General features: G+C 43.3%; 15 protein-coding genes. 8 read left to right on the top strand and 7 right to left on the bottom strand.

Going from position 1 to position 17,419, the window contains the following annotated elements; all coding sequences use genetic code 11:
• Nucleotides 1-41: 41 nt before the first annotated feature.
• The 5 genes from AB5542_RS11150 to AB5542_RS11130 all read left to right on the top strand — a co-directional run bounded on the left by AB5542_RS11150 (nt 42) and on the right by AB5542_RS11130 (nt 6,421).
• The gene (locus AB5542_RS11150; RefSeq protein WP_279038445.1) at nt 42-1,130 is read left to right on the top strand and encodes an ABC transporter substrate-binding protein; all 1,089 of its coding nucleotides are present in this window, start codon (nt 42-44) and stop codon (nt 1,128-1,130) included.
• 295 nt (nt 1,131-1,425) lie between these two features.
• A complete protein-coding gene (locus AB5542_RS11145; protein ID WP_410518806.1) occupies nt 1,426-2,379 on the top strand; it encodes a FecCD family ABC transporter permease in 954 nt (317 codons plus the stop codon).
• Nucleotides 2,376-3,131 (top strand): ABC transporter ATP-binding protein, encoded by a 756-nt coding sequence (locus AB5542_RS11140; protein ID WP_279038344.1) that lies wholly within the window; start codon nt 2,376-2,378, stop codon nt 3,129-3,131. Before AB5542_RS11145 ends, AB5542_RS11140 begins: the two co-directional genes overlap by 4 nt.
• A 97-nt stretch (nt 3,132-3,228) precedes the next feature.
• Entirely contained in the window at nt 3,229-4,779 is a 1,551-nt protein-coding gene (locus tag AB5542_RS11135) for an ATP-binding protein (protein ID WP_279038346.1), read from the top strand.
• Between the two features lie 91 nt (nt 4,780-4,870).
• Nucleotides 4,871-6,421: an ATP-binding protein gene (locus AB5542_RS11130; protein WP_087419574.1), complete on the top strand. Its 1,551-nt coding sequence runs from the start codon at nt 4,871-4,873 to the stop codon at nt 6,419-6,421.
• 80 nt (nt 6,422-6,501) lie between these two features.
• On the opposite strand, the gene AB5542_RS11125 is transcribed toward AB5542_RS11130, so the two are convergent.
• From AB5542_RS11125 to AB5542_RS11115, 3 genes are all read right to left on the bottom strand, one after another.
• Nucleotides 6,502-7,170: a potassium channel family protein gene (locus tag AB5542_RS11125; protein WP_087419573.1), complete on the bottom strand. Its 669-nt coding sequence runs from the start codon at nt 7,168-7,170 to the stop codon at nt 6,502-6,504.
• 68 nt (nt 7,171-7,238) lie between these two features.
• Entirely contained in the window at nt 7,239-9,053 is a 1,815-nt protein-coding gene (locus AB5542_RS11120) for a TrkH family potassium uptake protein (RefSeq protein WP_279038348.1), read from the bottom strand.
• Nucleotides 9,054-9,236: 183 nt separating this feature from the next.
• On the bottom strand, nt 9,237-9,605 hold the full coding sequence (locus AB5542_RS11115) for a DMT family protein (protein ID WP_279038350.1): 369 nt from the start codon (nt 9,603-9,605) through the stop codon (nt 9,237-9,239).
• A 108-nt stretch (nt 9,606-9,713) separates the two neighbouring features.
• On the opposite strand from AB5542_RS11115, the gene AB5542_RS11110 reads away from it, so the two are divergent.
• Together AB5542_RS11110 and AB5542_RS11105 are read left to right on the top strand one after the other, a co-directional pair.
• The gene (locus AB5542_RS11110; protein ID WP_279038352.1) at nt 9,714-10,550 is read left to right on the top strand and encodes an AAA family ATPase; all 837 of its coding nucleotides are present in this window, start codon (nt 9,714-9,716) and stop codon (nt 10,548-10,550) included.
• Nucleotides 10,551-10,643: 93 nt separating this feature from the next.
• The gene (locus tag AB5542_RS11105) at nt 10,644-11,600 is read left to right on the top strand and encodes a DUF4435 domain-containing protein (protein ID WP_368243059.1); all 957 of its coding nucleotides are present in this window, start codon (nt 10,644-10,646) and stop codon (nt 11,598-11,600) included.
• On the opposite strand, the gene AB5542_RS11100 is transcribed toward AB5542_RS11105, so the two are convergent.
• Nucleotides 11,597-12,865, bottom strand: a complete 1,269-nt coding sequence (locus tag AB5542_RS11100) for a carboxypeptidase-like regulatory domain-containing protein (protein WP_279038356.1) — start codon at nt 12,863-12,865, stop codon at nt 11,597-11,599. The genes AB5542_RS11105 and AB5542_RS11100 overlap by 4 nt on opposite strands.
• Nucleotides 12,852-13,430 (bottom strand): RNA polymerase sigma factor, encoded by a 579-nt coding sequence (locus tag AB5542_RS11095; RefSeq protein ID WP_229782389.1) that lies wholly within the window; start codon nt 13,428-13,430, stop codon nt 12,852-12,854. The genes AB5542_RS11100 and AB5542_RS11095 overlap by 14 nt, the downstream gene beginning before the upstream one ends.
• Before the next feature lie 114 nt (nt 13,431-13,544).
• On the opposite strand from AB5542_RS11095, the gene AB5542_RS11090 reads away from it, so the two are divergent.
• Nucleotides 13,545-15,386, top strand: coding sequence for a vWA domain-containing protein (locus AB5542_RS11090; protein ID WP_279038359.1), 1,842 nt, complete (start codon nt 13,545-13,547; stop codon nt 15,384-15,386).
• Between the two features lie 56 nt (nt 15,387-15,442).
• On the opposite strand, the gene AB5542_RS11085 is transcribed toward AB5542_RS11090, so the two are convergent.
• Nucleotides 15,443-16,132: a DUF4163 domain-containing protein gene (locus AB5542_RS11085; protein WP_087419568.1), complete on the bottom strand. Its 690-nt coding sequence runs from the start codon at nt 16,130-16,132 to the stop codon at nt 15,443-15,445.
• A gap of 71 nt (nt 16,133-16,203) precedes the next feature.
• Nucleotides 16,204-17,419 (bottom strand): thioredoxin family protein (locus tag AB5542_RS11080; RefSeq protein WP_368243058.1); only part of this gene is annotated, 1,216 nt, incomplete at its 5' end.

The following is a 17,419-nucleotide window of genomic DNA, read 5'->3' as shown; positions in this document are numbered from 1 at the left end:
TGAAACAAGTACTATTATTATTCACGTTTATCGTTTTTCTGATGCTATCCGGTTGTCAGACGAAAACAAAGTCCACAAGCGCCTTCACGAAGGAAGTTTACACACCGGAATACGCCACGGGATTCGACATCATGGGAGCTGATAACACGGAAAGCACGATTATTCACGTGCGTAACCCCTGGCAGGGAGCGGAAGGCGTTGAAATGTCCTACTTCGTGGCTCGGAACGGGGAGCAGGCACCGAAAGATTTTGACGGTGTGATTATTCCCGCAGGAGCGAAACGAATTGTATGTATGTCATCCACTTACATCGCCATGCTGGATGCCATTAACCAAGTGGATCGGGTAGTAGGAGTTTCCGGAATGAATTATGTTTCCAACCCGTATGTCCTTGCACACAAAGAAACCATAAAAGACATGGGGGCGGAAATAAATTATGAACTTCTTGTCGGGTTGGCCCCGGATCTTGTATTACTATACGGCATCGGGGACGCACAATCAACCGTGACGGACAAACTAAAAGAATTGAATGTTCCTTATATGTACGTGGGAGAATACCTGGAAGAATCTCCGCTGGGCAAGGCCGAATGGCTGGTTGCCATTTCCGAATTGACGGACAGCCGGGAAGCAGGTACAAAAGTATTTAGAGAGATTCCCGAACGTTATAACAACATGAAACAGTTAACGGCAAACGTGGAAAAACGTCCTACCGTCATGCTGAACACACCGTGGAATGACAGTTGGGCCATGCCTTCCGCGAAAAGCTACGTGGCACAATTAATCACGGACGCGGGAGGGGATTATATTTACAAGAAAAACACCTCTAACGGGGCCGAACCCATCGGACTGGAAACAGCCTACGGGTTGATTCGCGAGGCTGACGTGTGGTTGAATGTAGGTATGGCAACGACTCTCGACGAGTTAAAGATCATGAATCCGAAATTCAAGGACGCGAAAGCCATCCAAGAAAACAAGGTCTATAATAATAACTTGCGCTTAACGCCCGAAGGGGGAAATGATTACTGGGAATCGGCTGTTGTACGCCCGGACATCGTACTCCGGGACCTGATCAAAATCCTGCACCCGGAACTGGTGACGGAGGATTTGTATTATTACAGGCACTTGGAATAGTTTAAAATTTAGAGTTTAGAATGAAAAAAGCATCTACCCCCACCAGCTCCCCCTTACACAGAGGGAGAGACGAACGCGAGAAGGCGCTACGATATTACAATGTAGCGTATCCTCCCCCTGTGTAAGGGGGAGTTAGAGGGGGTAGTTAATGCGTCACCCCGTACGGCTGGAATCTAAAATCATAACTCAAGAAATTAACAACAGTGATGTCATTTTCAATTGTCCATTTTCAATTTTCAATTATATCGTGAAACGCAATTCGATCATATTCCTTTTCCTGAGCCTGCTGGTATTCGTGCTGTTCGCACTCGATTTGGTGTCGGGAGATTCGGCACTTTCCGTCGGGCAGGTGTGGAACGTGTTCACGGGTAACGAGACGGATATGACAACCCGGAATATCGTGCTGTCGATTCGATTGGTGAGGGTGATCGTGGCCGTTCTGATCGGCGTGGTGCTTTCGATAAGCGGCTTGCAGATGCAGACCGTTTTCCGGAACCCGCTGGCAGACCCCTACCTGCTGGGAGTAAGTTCCGGATCGGGATTAGGCGTTGCTTTCTTTATCCTAGGAGCTCCCCTGTTAGGACTGGCACATTCCGGTTTCTGGCAGTCGGTAGGTATTGTCGGGGCCGGATGGGGCGGGGCCGTCATGGTCCTGTTACTGATTGCCATCATCAGCCGTTACGTGAAAAATATCCTTGGGGTGTTGATCATGGGAGTGATGATCGGTTACATCGCGGGAGCTATCATACAGATTTTACAGTACTTGAGTTCTGCCGAGCAATTGAAAATGTTTTTCCTATGGTCGATGGGCTCCCTGGGACACGTCACGACCACGAAACTATTTATCATGATTCCCGTGATTTGCGTGGGCGTCATTCTCTCGATTTATTGTATCAAGGCATTAAATCTTCTTTTACTCGGGGAGAGTTATGCCCAGACAATGGGACTGAATATACGGCGCGCCAGAACGCTTATTTTCGTATCGACAACGTTGTTGACCGGAACCGTGACGGCATTTTGCGGCCCGGTAGGCTTTCTCGGACTTGCCGTGCCTCACGTGGCCCGTATGTTGTTTAATGACGCGGACCACCGGACGCTTTTGCCGGGAAGTATATTACTGGGAGTCGTGGCCATGTTGATATGTGATATTATTGCTAAAACACTCGTGCTACCCGTGAATTGTATTACCGCCCTGCTGGGGATCCCGGTAATTATTTGGGTGGTGTATAAAAACCTTCGACCGGCATGATAGAACTGGAATCTTTAACACTGGGATACGGGCAACAAATCCTACTTGAACGGGTGTCGGCCAACTTGGACGGGGGCGGGCTGATCGCCTTGTTGGGACGTAATGGTAGCGGGAAAAGTACCTTGCTACGGGCCACGGCGGGGTTAGGGAAAATCAAGTCCGGGCGAATATTGCTGGCCGGGAAAGACCTTGCCGGGTTGCGACCGGAGGAACTGGCTCGTACCGTCAGTTTCGTGACTACCGAAAAGGTACGGATTCCTAACCTGAAATGCCGGGATGTAGTTGCCCTCGGGCGGGCTCCCTACACGAACTGGGTAGGACGACTGCAACCACGCGACCGGGAAATCGTTGATAAATCCCTGGCATTACTCGATATGTCGGCCTATGCCGAACGAACAATGGACCAGATGTCGGACGGGGAATGCCAGCGAATCATGATCGCCCGAGCTCTCGCACAAGACACCCCCATCATCCTGCTTGATGAACCCACCTCTTTTCTGGACCTACCGAACCGTTACGAGTTGGGAGTTTTATTGCAAAGGCTGGCACACGAGCAAAACAAATGTATCCTTTTTTCAACCCACGAACTGGATATTGCCCTCACGCTCTGCGATTCCATCGCCTTGATCGATCGCCCGCATTTGCATTACCTGCCCACGCGACAGATGATCAACAGCGGTCATATCGAACGCTTGTTCCGGAACGAAACCATCACGTTCGACCCGAAAGAATTGCGTATCCGTGTCCGATGAAAGGCTGCTTAAGAGAGGCGTTAAACTTGTCGTTCATTTTCGATAATCATAGAAAATTGAGTATCTTTGTTCTATTATTATCCATAAACGAACGCGTATGAGTGAGAAAATTTATCCCATAGGTATCCAGAATTTCGAGAAAATCCGAAAAGAAGGTTATTTCTATATTGACAAGACTGCCTTGATTTACCGACTGGTAAAAACGGGTAGTTATTACTTTCTCAGTCGCCCGCGTCGTTTTGGGAAGAGCCTGTTGATTTCCACGCTCGATGCCTATTTCCGGGGAGAAAGGGATTTGTTTGAAGGGTTGGCAATAGAAAAACTGGAAAAAGATTGGGTGAAACGCCCGGTATTGCATATAGACCTGAATATCGGGAAATATGATGCCCCCGACAGCTTGGACAAGATATTGAACGAGGCTCTCGTGAAGTGGGAAACGGTGTTTGGCACGGGTGCCGGGGAAAGTACCCTGGCTTTACGTTTCAAAGGTGTCGTGGAACGAGCCTACAAGCAATCCGGACAACGGGTTGCCATCCTTGTTGACGAATACGACAAACCCTTGTTACAAGCTATCGGCGACGAGGAGCTTCAACGGGAATACCGTAACACCCTAAAGCCTTTCTATGGTGTACTTAAAACCATGGACGGGTGTATCCAATTTGCCATGCTCACGGGCGTGACTAAATTCGGAAAGGTAAGCGTGTTCAGTGACCTGAACAACCTGGAAGATCTTTCCATGTGGAACGAATATGTCACTCTTTGCGGTGTCAGCAATCAAGAAATACATGAAAATTTAGAAGAAGAATTACATGAATTTGCCAAAGTTCAAAGCATGACATACGATGAAGTCAACGCGGAACTGGAAAAATGGTATGACGGGTATCACTTCACGCATAATTCTATCGGCATGTACAATCCGTTTAGTCTGCTAAGCGCATTCAAGCGGAAAGATTTTGGCAATTACTGGTTCGAAACGGGTACACCCACCTATCTCGTGGAGTTGCTGAAACGCAATCATTATGACCTGGAACGCATGGCATCCGAAGAAACCAGCTCAGACGTATTGAATAGTATTTACGGGGACGAACAGCCTATCCCCGTGATCTTCCAGAGCGGGTACCTCACGATAAAAGGCTATGACAAAGAATTCGGATTATATCGCCTAGGATTTCCAAACAAAGAAGTGGAGGAAGGTTTTATCAATTTCCTGATGCCTTTTTACACCCGGTTCAACAAAATTGAGGCTCCATTTGAAATACAAAAATTCGTTCGTGAAATACGTACAGGGCAACTGGATGCCTTTTTCAATAGATTGAAAAGTTTTCTGGCCGATACTCCTTACGAGCTGATCAGCGAACAAGAACGTCATTATCAAAACGTGCTTTTTATCATCTTCAAGCTGGTAGGTTTTTACACGGAAGTCGAGTATCACACTTCCGAGGGACGTGTGGATCTCGTGTTGAAAACCAACGATTACATTTACATCATGGAATTTAAACTGAATGGCAGTGCAGAAGAGGCCTTGCAACAAATCCATGACAAGCATTACGCTCAACCATTCCAATCAGATAAACGCAAGATATTTAAAATTGGCGTGAACTTCAGTTCGAAAACAAGGAATATCGAGAAATGGATCGTGGAGTCATAACCAGTATCTTTAATTTTTAAAACATAGCTATCTTCGATAATCATATAAAATTGAATATCTTTGTTCTATTATTATCCATAAACGAACGCACATGAGTGAGAAAATTTATCCTATAGGTATCCAGAATTTCGAGAAAATCCGGAAAGAAGGTTATGCTTACGTTGACAAAACCGCCTTGATTTACCGACTGGTGAAAAAAGGAAGTTATTACTTTCTCAGTCGCCCGCGTCGTTTTGGAAAGAGCCTGTTAATCTCCACGCTCGATGCCTATTTTCTCGGAAAAAAGGAGTTGTTTAACGGGTTGGCCATGGAAAAATTAGAAAAGGATTGGATTCGGCGGCCCGTGCTACACCTGGATCTCAATATTGGAAAATATGATGCCCCGGATAGCTTGGATAAAATACTCGAAGAGGCCATATCAAAATGGGAAGTACTTTACGGCACCGGAGTCGGAGAGTCTACCCTAGCCCTACGTTTCAAAGGAATCGTGGAACGAGCCTGCCAGCAATCCGGCCAACGAGTAGCCATTCTCGTTGACGAGTACGACAAACCCTTGTTACAAGCTATTGGAAACGAGAATCTTCAACGAGAATACCGTAACACGTTGAAACCTTTCTACGGAGTGCTCAAAACAATGGATGGTTGCATCCAATTCGCCATCTTAACCGGGGTAACCAAATTCGGGAAAGTCAGCGTGTTCAGTGATTTGAATAACCTGATAGACATTTCGATGGATGAACCTTTCATTTCCTTGTGCGGAATGACAGAGCAAGAAATTCATGACAATTTTGAAGAAGATTTGCACGAGTTAGCCGCTGCACAAAAGATGACCTACGAGGAAGTGGGAGCTGAATTGAAGAAGTATTACGATGGTTACCATTTTGTCGAAAATTCTGAAGGTATATACAATCCATTCAGCGTGCTGAATACATTTTTCAAGATGAAATTCGGTAGTTACTGGTTTGAAACGGGTACACCCACCTATCTCGTGGAGCTACTGAAACGCAATCATTATGATCTGGAACGGATGGCAACCGAAGAAACCAACTCAGACGTATTGAATAGCATTTACGGTGACGAACAGCCCATCCCCGTGATTTTCCAAAGCGGGTACCTCACGATAAAAAGCTATGATAAACGTTTTGGACTTTATCGCCTTGGATTCCCAAACAAAGAGGTGGAAGAGGGTTTTATCAATTTTCTGATGCCTTTTTACACCCGATTCAACAAAATTGAGGCTCCATTTGAAATTCAAAAATTTGTCCACGAGATCGAGACAGGGCAACTGGATGCCTTTTTCAATAGATTGAAAAGCTTTCTGGCTGACACTCCTTACGAACTGATCAGCGAACAGGAACGTCATTATCAAAACGTGCTTTTCATCATCTTCAAACTGGTAGGTTTTTACACGGAAGTCGAGTATCACACTTCCGAGGGACGCGTGGATCTCGTGTTGAAAACCAACGATTACATTTACATCATGGAATTTAAACTGAATGGCAGTGCCGAAGAGGCCTTGCAACAAATCCATGACAAGCATTACGCTCAACCATTCCAATCAGACAAGCGCAAGATATTTAAAATTGGCGTGAACTTCAGTTCGAAAACAAGGAATATCGAGAAATGGATCGTGGAGTCATAACGCTCGGATTCATCCCGACAAGAGACAATTCGAAAATAGATCTATTCCACAAATTGTCTCTTGGCTATGACTCGCTTGAATCAAGCAATCTGGATTCCAAGTTTTCGGAAGCTCTTCGGGTGACCGAAAAGTACAAACACGTCCTTTTCGATAAAAACGGTATCATCGGACGGGTTATTCATCACCAATGATTTATCGATTTTGGCATCATAGCGTTTTAAGGCTATCAATTTTAACCCGAATTCTTCCTCGAATTTCGCATCACCTAATTTTCGCCCGATAAAACGGGGTGGAATTTCCCACTCGATAATCAAATGATCGTCATCAACGACATAGGAATCTATAGTTGTCCCCAACTCCACTTTTGTCGCGAAGAAATCGGCATACTCCCATTCCGGATTGATGGTCTCCGTGATTCCCATAGACTTTAAAATCACCTTATGCACCGGCGAAATAGCCCGGGCAACGATACGTTTCACGCCAAATTGTTTCAATAGCGCAATCACGAACAGGGAGGTCCCGAAGTCTTTCCCGAACACCACAAACACCACGTCCACTTCGGTCAAAGGCAATGTTTGTAATGCCTGTTCATTTTTCACATCCAATGCCACGGTATTCGTGATGGAATCCTTGTATAAATTAATCTTACTGATGTCGGAATCCACTCCCAACACCTCGTTTCCCCGTTTAGTCAGACGTTGCGATAATGCAAGCCCAAAATTACCTAATCCAAATACGATACACTTCATAATAATTGAAAATTGAGAATTGAAAATTGAAAATGTGAGACGGAGCCTAGTTTTCGATTTTCAATTGATTAAACGATTACAGTTTCATCCGGGTACGTGTAAAGTTTCACTTCCTGATGACGGATGAAACAAGCCAAAAGGGTGATTAAACCGACACGACCGACAAACATGGTGAGGGCCACGATCATTTTACTTGCCACGCATAAATGAGGGGTCAAATCCAAAGTCAGTCCCACCGTCCCCAAGGCTGAAACGATCTCAAAAACTGCTTGAGTCAGTGTTGCCTTCGGTTCCAGAATCACGATGACAAAAACTGCCAGGATGATCCACAGGATGGAGAGTATGATGATCGAATGCGCCCGGTTCACGTTCTCCCGAGTCAATTGACGATGTGCGATAACAACCCGATCGTTCCCCACGAGATTCGCCCATATATTTTTTAAAGCAATCACGAAGGTTGTCACCTTGATACCACCCCCCGTGGACATCGGAGCCGCACCGATCCACATCAAGACAATCGTGAGGAAGATTGTCGGAACGTGCAACATGGACATATCCACGTTGTTAAAACCTGCCGTACGAGGGGTTACAGCTCCCATAAACGAAGTAGCAAATTTTCCAGTGAATGACATTCCGTCCAACACGTTATGATTTTCAAATATCCAGAACAAGGCTGTACCCACAACAAGCAGGATTAAAGTGGTCGGTAACACGATTCGCGTTGTCGTACTCACGATACGAGGTTCGTGGATCACCTTGTAATTCATACCCAACAGACATTTGATCTTATTCCGAATACCATAATGCAGGAGTCGCCCGTAATTGAACAAAATCGGGAATCCGATACCACCAAATATAATCAAAAAAGCCAAAATGACCTGCAAGCCATACAAATGCCTGATCAAAGGATCATAGAGATTGCCCGGCAACGTGGAGAACCCGGCATTACAGAAAGCCGAAACACCATGAAACAAGGCGAAAAAGAGTTTATTGTCAATTCTCGCAACATCCTGCACTTGCATGTAGACGAGATAAACACCAATTCCCTCGATGATAAACGTGGTCAGAATGATATACACGACCGTCCGGAAAATATCGCTCAAAGATGCCTCGTTCAACAGGTTTTTCATCATGAACTGATCGTGAAAGGAGGTCCCACTCAAAAATGACATGGCAAAAAAGCTGGTAAAGGTCATCACCCCGATTCCCCCGACCTGAATCAGCATGAGCAGCACGACCTGCCCGGTCAACGTGAAAGTGGTACCGGTGTCAACGACCGTCAACCCGGTCACACACACGGCACTTGTCGAGGTAAACAAAGCGTCTGTGAAACTGATTCCCTCGTACGTGGCATTAGGCAAACCTAATAAGACAGCCCCGAATAAGATAATAAATAAAAAACTTGCGGCAAAAAGAACTTCCGCTTTTACCCGACTTCGCAAAACAACAAATATCTGTTTCGAGAGTTGTATGATACTCAATAGCAAGACGACACCATACGTCAGAATCCGTTCGACTTTGAAAAGGAAGGGATTGGTTGCCTCGAAATCCGGTCGGTCAAAATGTTTGGAGAACAAGGTCAAGGCAAACAGGAAAAGTAACACCAACACTTCTATCCAAAATCCTTTTTCCGCCCGCAGCAACTTGAAATTAAACAGGAACCGTAACAAGCCAAGAACTACGAAAAGACGAACTATCGCTCGATAGGTGTAGTATATCTCATGAGAATAATCAGCCGGCATATCAAAGCCGAAACGATAAATGACTAGAACAAGCGCAAGAAAAGAGGCTAGGAATAATAGCACATTACTCACCAGTTCAACAATCTGTTTTACAGACTTATAAATCTTTCTCGCCCGATAGCGGAATTCCACTGAAAACATAACACCAACTTTTTTTTAATAAATAACGTTAAGCAGTTACCGCAAGTTACATAAATCACCGACATTTTTTATCGTTTCCCGCCTAACCTTACTATTTATTTCTGACAATATTTTCAGCTACGGGAGATACAGGGAACACGCCGTGTATTCCCAATATCCCAAAAGATTATTTTTACAAATTTACTATTTCATGAATACAAAGTAAACTGCCAGTACCAAACAAACACAAGCAGCCAAGTGATTCCATTGGAAAGTCACGCCTTTGAAGAAAAGCATGGAGAAGATAATAAAAATGGTCAGCGTGATTACTTCCTGAACCACTTTCAACTGCATCATGGAAAAAGGTCCCCCGTTCCCAATGAATCCCAAGCGGTTAGCCGGAACTTGGGCACAATATTCAAACAAGGCAATACACCACGAAAACAGGATTACCCCGAAGAGAGGCCAGTTATCTATCCATTTCATTTCCTGCAATTTCAGATGGCCGTACCAGGCAAAAGTCATGAACACGTTCGAAACAATCAGTAATAATATCGCGTAAAGTCCTTGCATACTCTTTTATATTAATTCATGAAATGATTCTTAAAACCGACACAAAAGTATAAATTTTATTACCTTTGTTGATAACGATTTGGATAAACTTTATCAAGTAGCAGTAGCATGAAACCGAACAAGATTCAGAAAATAGAGATCCGCAATATATGGGGAAAATATAATTTCCGGTGGGAGAATCTCAATCCCGACGTGAATATCCTGACAGGTATCAACGGAAGCGGGAAAACCACATTCTTCAATATTATTGACGCCTTGCTTTCGGCGGATATTAAACGCTTGAAATTGTACAACATCGAGGCAGAGGTCACTATTGATGACATCTTGATCAGTTTCCGGAAAGATAGTACCCTAGCATCTATAAGACAAAAGTTAGCCGGGGTGAACTATTTAAAGATAAGTACATTTGACGTACCTATCCGTGATCGTCGAAAAATGGGTAAAGAAGACAGTCCCCTGCTCAGCGAGTTAAAAGAAATCGTGTACAGCGTGGGCGAGAATAACAATTCGTTTTCTGATTACCGCCTTCGGGCCACGAATTTCCCGGATCAGGCGGAAAAGATCAATCGCAGGATTCGCAAATTTTACGACACGGTGAACCACCTGTTTGCCGGAACAGGGAAGACCATCGAGATTGACCCGATGACGAATCAACTGGTCTTCCGGGATGGCAATGAAATTATCCATCTTTACAAGCTATCGTCGGGGGAGAAACAATTATTAATTATTCTACTCCGCGTGTTCCTGATGGACGAGCAACCTTACATCCTGCTTATGGATGAACCGGAAATCTCGTTACATATCGAGTGGCAATACCGCCTTTTTGAAGAAATCCAAAAACTAAACCCGCATTGCCAAATCATTACCTCTACCCACTCCCCGAGCCTGTTCGGTGATGGCTGGGGAGACAAGTTAGTATTCATCGAAGACCTATTGATTCACTAACCTGATCAATTTTAAATTTATGATTTTAGATTCCAATCCAGCTTTTTTAATCGTAGATTGATGGTCTTTTTACATTTTCAATTCTCAATTGTTATGTTTTCTCCTCCCGTATCTAAAGAAAAATATTATTATCACGCAGCTAAACGTTTTATGATGGACGCCCAGCTCTTGCGTTGTAGGGCAGCTATTCACGTGGAAGATAAAGACGATATTATTTTCTGGAGCAATATTTTCAAACATTTCCGCCCGAATGACCGGTTTCATTTTATCGCGGGTTCCCGGAACGAACGGGGCCATGAAACCAGAGGCGTGACGCAATGCCTGAAATATGTCAAATATTTGAATCCGAAGTTTTTTATCTGCATAGACAGTGACTATCGCTATTTGTTGCAAGAACAAGGGATTGATGTAAAACATTACATTTTCCAGACCTATACCTACTCTTTCGAGAACCATCATTGCTATGACAAGGGGTTGAACGAGTTATGCTACCGGATCACGACCCTACCTAACAACGTGTTCGATTTTCACCAATTTCTGAAAGAGTATTCGAATATCGTGTACAAATTATTCCTGTGGCATCTATATTTCCTAGTGGCAGATCCCAAACGATTCTCGATCGCCGATTTCAACGAACTGATTTCGTTTCAATGGCAACGTCGACCGGACATCCGCCAGAACGGACGCCACGAGTTAAACAAATTGAAAGGACGGATCGAACAAAAACTTGCCCAACTCCGGAAGAATTACCCAAAAGCGAACCTTTCGATTCTGGAGGAAAAATACCAAAAGATGGGGCTAACCCCGGACACCACGTATCTCTTTATCCGGGGGCATAATATTTATGATATGGTTTATATGCTAAACCGGGAAGTTTGTAAAAAGGTACTGAGGATCGCGAAAGATTCGTATTCCGGTTCACAACAACCGCCTCATGTCAACCTTTTCGGCTACCGGAACAGTATTGACGATCAATTGAAAAAGAATTTACATTTCGGGGCTTATCCCGCCATTCGCAAGATAGAGGAAGACGTTCATCTTCTATTCTAAGGTTTCCTCCCGGAAGGTAACACCACTAAGATGGCTTTATGGGATTCGCCATTCTGTCCAATCGTGAAATGAATACTGGCTTGTATTCGCTTACCGGATGGCGTGTTCTCCCATTTAGGCCCCTCGGCCAACAATCGAATAACCTCTTTATTACTCTCCTTCGAGAAACCATCCTCTATGCGGATTCGGCTGGGAACTTTCTTCTTGTTTAACTCGAACGAAAGTATTACAGACCCCATTTTATTCGAATCCAAGTCTGCTTTCGGATAGCGTAAAGCTTTTTCCATATATTGATTGAAATGGAGAATATCATCTTTAGATACCAACGTATCAAGTACAACATCTTGTAGACTGGTTATAGCAGAAACTCCCCTTATCTTTATATTGGACATTTCCACCTCTTTCTTTTTTGCAACACCATAACCGGTAACAACAACCTCATTCATTTCTTCTGCGTCTTCTTCCATCTTCACTTGCAATTTGTCTCCCGCCTTAACCAAAATATGCTGAGATTTCATCCCGACAAAAGAAAAGGTAAGTAACCCCTCTGGTGTAGGAAGATCCAAACTAAAGTGGCCGTTGGCATCCGAGACTACCCCCATCGTCGAGCCGGAAAGGAGTACAGTCACTCCCGCTAAAGGATTACCCTTTCCATCCGTTATTATACCCGACACGTGATTATCGTTTACTTTCATTTTCCGGGTTGCCAGCCAGGAAGTATCTTCCATCTGAACACTTGCCAAAGAAATTTCCTGATCAGCAAGTTCCTCCATCACCATCTCCCGTACAGAATCCTTTTTTCTTACCGCCCTGTTATCCGAGCGTAACAACTGTTTTTTATCGCTCGGAGGCACTGTCAAAGAATCCGTTTTATCAAACAAATCTATTGTGCTTCCACTTTCAAGTGTCAGTATCGCTCTCTCTTTGGTTTTCACAGAATCAGATAATTGAGCAACTGCCATCACGGGTACATCAAAAGTTTTCTCTTGCCGGGTAAACCACCATGTCCCGCAAGCTAGCAAAATAGCAAACGAGGCCGCAATATACATCCATGTCCGTTTTTGTTTACGAGATGAACGGGAGCGCTCATTCAACTGACGTTCCAGACGAATCAGGCCATCAAGAGGATCACCGGGAGTCGAAGTCAACCCCTCCAATGCCTCGAACAAGAACGGATCGGACAAAGCCTCCCGCTCCATACGGTTAGCAGCCTTACCTTTCCGGTTGCCATGCAGGTATTCTTTTATGTCGTCAATCCGTTTCATTTGATGTTATTCCTTTACGTTCCAAACACAATTTCAAGTTCCGTTTCCCATTCTGGATAAAACTCTTTACCATTTTCGAAGAAAAACCCGTGCGTTCTTCCACTTCCTTGTACGAAAGTTCATTCAGGAAGAAATATTTCACGCTGACACGTTGTCTTTCAGGTAATCCCTCGATACATTCCCGTAACGATTTCTCTCGATTCTCCCTCTCGTTTACAACAGTAAGATGAAAATCATCGCAAAATTCCATAAAAGAATCGTCTAAAGAAACGGACAAATTTTTACTCCGTTTCCGAATTTCCATCAAGCAGTTATTGCGAATACAAGTATATAGCCAAGCTTTGAAGGATTGTATTTCCGTCTCTTTTACCTTCACAATCAATTCTTCGAATAGTTGCATAACGGCATCCTGCGCATCTTCCGGTCGCTTTAGATACTTTAAGGCTACCCCGTATACCAAGGGCATGTATCTTTTATAAGCCTCCACGAAATACGCCAAGTCACCGCTTTCACAATATCGTTTCAGCAGTTCCTCATCCGTTATATTTTCTTGACCCCGCTTCACTATTTATACATTGATTTTTACAAATATAAGAATTAAAAAAATTCTCTCTAAAGATTTATGGAATTTCTTTTCGTCTGTCATCTTAGGATAAAATTAATTTAAAAATAACAGCTTATGAAAACAAATAGCGTTTTAAAGAAATTAGCATGGGGATTAGTTATATTCATTGGATTCTCCAATGTCGTTTCAGCCCAAAAGATTCAAGTGAGTGGTAAGGTGATGCTTGCCGCAGATAGTTCAGTATTACCCGGGGTAACCGTCCTCATTAAAAACACAAATATTGGCGTAGTCACCAATTCTCAGGGCAACTACACGATACAAGCAAATATAGGAGATACTTTACGTTTCAGTTTTATCGGGTTAGAAATTCTCTATATCCCGGTAAAGGAGACAAAATTAAACGTTTATCTGAATACAGATGACGAAACGGCAATCGTAGGCGAAACCATTATTACCGGATACAGTGACACACATCGTGCAAATGCCGTGCTTAAACTCCGTTCCGGAATGCCCGTAACGTTAGCTTCCGAGCAAAACACGGAAGAGTATAACGAATTCGCCGCCAATCGCTTCCTGTTGGCATTGGATGAACCTCTTTCCACGTTCTCGATCGATGTGGACAACGCAGCTTATTCTAATGTACGACGTTTTATTAATCAAGGAACACTTCCTCCAGTCGATGCCATACGCACGGAAGAGTTCCTGAATTATTTCGCTTATGATTACCCCGCCCCACGAGGAAATGACCCGGTAAGTATCACCACCGAGGTTTCCTACGCCCCATGGAACACGCAGCACAAACTGGTACATATCGGGATCAAGGCAAAAGAAATTGCCACGGAAAACCTTCCGGCCTCGAATCTTGTATTCTTGATTGACGTATCCGGTTCCATGGATTTCTCCAACAAACTCCCGCTGTTGAAATCATCTTTGAAATTACTCGTGAAACAACTTCGTCCACAAGATCGAGTAGCGATTGTTACTTACGCGAACCAAACAAAAGAAGTACTTACCTCTACCCCGGGAAGTAATAAAGCCAAAATTCTGGCTGCCATCGATGGATTATATGCCAGTGGCGGTACTGCCGGTGGGGATGGAATCCAAAGAGCCTACCGGGTTGCCGAAAACAATTTCATTAAAGGGGGAAATAATCGCATTATCCTAGCCACTGACGGAGATTTTAACATCGGCATTTCTTCACCCAAAGAATTAGAAAAGATGATTGAAACAAAACGGGCTACCGGTATATACCTGACGGTTTTAGGTTTCGGAATGGGAAATTATAAAGACAACCGGATGCAGGTTCTCGCGGAGAAAGGAAACGGGAATCATGCTTATATTGACAACCTGACGGAAGCGAAAAAAGTATTAGTAAACGAATTCGGAGGAACTCTTTTCACGGTTGCCAAAGACGTGAAAATTCAAGTGGAATTCAATCCGGCTAAAGTTCAAGCTTATCGCCTGATCGGTTACGAAAGCCGCCTGCTGGAAGCGAAAGACTTCAACGATGACACGAAAGATGCCGGAGAAATGGGAGCCGGACATAGCGTTACTGCCTTGTACGAAATCATCCCGGTCGGAGTTAAAAGTAATTTTGCTCCCACCATTGACCCGCTGAAATACCAGAAAACAGGAAAAGATGAAAAGCAAACCCTAACGGATTGTCCGGAATTATTAACCGTAAAACTTCGCTATAAACAACCGAACTCGCACAAAAGTTCTAAAATGGAAGTAGCCGTTATCGACAAAGATACACCTATAAAAAAGAGTTCCGAGAATTTCCGTTTCTCTGCAGCTGTTGCCGGATTCGGGATGTTATTACAAAATTCAGATTATAAGAACAACTTAACATTCGATAACGTTATCGACCTCGCCAAACAAGCCACAAGCTATGATCCGGAAGGGTATCGAAAAGAATTTATCCGGCTGGTTGAAAGTGCTGCCTTACTAAAATGAACAAAACAAAATTGGCCGGAAAGCTTTCCGGCCAATTTTTATAAAGCAATATCACTTTATTTAATCAACAAATCGTTTTTCAATGCCGTCCGAGGAACAGCAACTTCAGCCACCCCACAAGCATAAGCACCCAGAACATATTGCCCATAAGTGAAACAAACCGAGGTTTTGTTAAAGTTAACGGCCGTCACATCTTTCAACGTGGGATCTGTCGTGAAACAACCTTCCGGATTCTTGAAATTCGCTTTCAACTGGGTATTAATCTGAGTCTCGTTAGTATAATTCAGAATCTCCTGATTCGTCAAGAATTTCTGATTCTGCACGTCATAATTGAAGGTATAGAAATTCGTTATTCCATGCGCACCGCCCGTGAAAGTGTAAACAATCAAGCGCACACTCACGTATTGGTCGTTTGCAATAAACACGCTATCCCCCACCTGCAACTCGTATATCCATGCAGGACGTTCTTCTCCCGATCCCTGCCATGCTTGGAAAAATTCATTCGCATCAGTCTTCAAGCTATCCTGCAAATCATTCACGAACTTCTCAATCTTCTTGTTCAATACCTCGCAACTTTTATTCACGTTCGCATCAGCAGACGAGAACATAGAACGATTTACCGTAATGTCCCAATTCTCAGAATTCGCCGTAACCTTTTCATTCTTCACGTTTAAATCCTGAACCTTCGGCTGGCATCCTATAAAAACGAATGCCATAAAAACAGCCATAATTAGTGTACTTTTCATTGTGTGTTTTGTTTTTTGTGTGTATTATACAAATGTATAAAATTTAAACACGACCTTGTACGAACTATTTATTATTTTTTCAACAAATCCAACTTCGCCAATTTTCTCTTCAAAGACATCTGAATACCCCTTTGAGTCATTTGATGTTCCAATTGCATAGACTCCATAAAAGCTTGATTATAACACTTTTTCGCCTCATCATATTTCCCTAACTCCCGCGAAGCATCTCCAAGCAAGACTATCAAATTTAGTTTATTCATCAACGGAACATTAGGAGTCTTCAACGCTTCAACAATCCATTGGGAAGCCTTCTCATGCCATTCATTCGAAATCTTACCTCCAGTAGCTTCATACAAAGTCTGTACGGCACTACCATAATCCACGTCATTAGCTTCTTTTCCTAATGCATGAATATATTCCTCTTGTAGATCCATATAGGCTTTAACATCTTTCTTATAATAAATCAAATATTCTCCCTCATACATATATCTGATTCGATCGTAAGGACTTACAGCACGCTCAGGCATCAAATCATAAGCCAACTTCAGATCACCATTCACGCGATCCAAGTATTTTTTATATTCCATTTTCCCCGCCCGAGCCAAACGTGACATTATTTTATTATTGTATTCCAACAAATAACCAGCCGGAGCATTGCCTACTTTCTCCTTATATTCTGCCAGATGATCGATCATCTTTTCCAAAAAAGGATCTTCCTGCCCGTCTATTTTGTGAAAAGTACGAATAATTCTAAAGTCATCCTTATTGACCATTTCTTCTATAGGCTTCTTATCAATGTACTTCTTGTACAAATCCTCCACTCTAGTTATCCACTTTTGCTTATCCACGGCTTTCTCCTGTATCCCGACAAATCCCGGGGCTCTCTCCAACAACTGTTGTAATAAATTCAAATCTTTTGAATTAGATTTATATTTACTATACAACGCTTCAAAACTCATCTCTTCACCCGCAGCAACTCTACCGGCTACAATAAAATCGTCCACTCCCATTGTACCTGAAACAGAGGAAATTAATTTTCCATCAGCTTGCATAAATACCAATGTTGGCAATGAACTTACTTTGTATTTTCGAACATAAGTTTTATTGGTAGCGTCTTCCGTATTCACTTTAACACTAATGAATTTTTCATTATAGTACACGCCGACCTCATCTTTCGAAAATACTTCTTTTGCTAATTGTTTACATGGTCCACACCAGTCCGCATAGAAATCAACAAACACGAGTTTACCTTCTTTCTTAGCAACTTCCAAAGCCTGATCCAAAGAG

It is taken from the genome of Butyricimonas sp. RTP31003st1_G1_RTP31003_210430 (assembly GCF_040920905.1).
In the GTDB taxonomy this organism is placed as follows: Bacteria; Bacteroidota; Bacteroidia; order Bacteroidales; family Marinifilaceae; genus Butyricimonas; species Butyricimonas paravirosa.
Note: the sequence above shows the minus strand (reverse complement) of the source record. Positions and strands in the feature narration are given on the sequence as shown.